The sequence below is a fragment of the Vibrio sp. 1288 genome (genome assembly GCF_033344475.1).
Map to the genome: position 1 here is coordinate 1 of NZ_JAWPOX010000660.1, position 640 is coordinate 640.

At 47.2% G+C, this 640-nt stretch carries 1 pseudogene; it reads right to left on the reverse strand.

The features are described from left to right. Positions 1-640: pseudogene (locus R8O11_RS28620) on the reverse strand (hypothetical protein); the annotation flags it as partial.

Consider the following 640-nt stretch of genomic DNA (forward strand, 5'->3'; position numbering starts at 1 on the left):
AACCTTGAGAACCTACGTTGGTGACGGAAAACATCACGTTAGAACCATCAAAATTCTCGACTTTCACCAACACGTTACCGTCTTGGTAACGAGCGGCTGCCGCAGCACTTGCTTGCTGTTTCTGCCTCTGTTTTTCTCTTTCAATGTTGCTCAATTGGTTTTGCTCGTTTGCTAGGCGGTTTTCAGCCATCGCATACGATTGATCCACCATTGCCAACAGCGCTGGGATTGAATACAGCGTTAGACCTTCCAAATGGTCAAAGTCGATTTTGGCATGCTGAGTAAGTTCGTGATTCGAGAACTGGCAGTAGCCATCAATCAAGCTAACGAACGCGACTTCAAAAGTGCCCTGTAATCGGCTTACTTCCTGTGCGGCTTTTTCTAAATCTGAGCGTACTTTTCGGATCTCTTCCAACGTTTTTTGTGGCAAACGTCCATTGGGCGACACGTCATTGGACACCGAGATCAGTTCTTCGGTTACAAATGGATTGTTTTGGGCTGGAATCACCGTGGTGATGCGGTTGGATTTGGTTATGTCTTCGCCGAATAAGACCATCATTTTTTGCGATACGGCGGTTGTGTTGCCCGCTAATACGTAACTACAGTTTGGAGACGTACTCGCATACGCGGCGAATGCGGT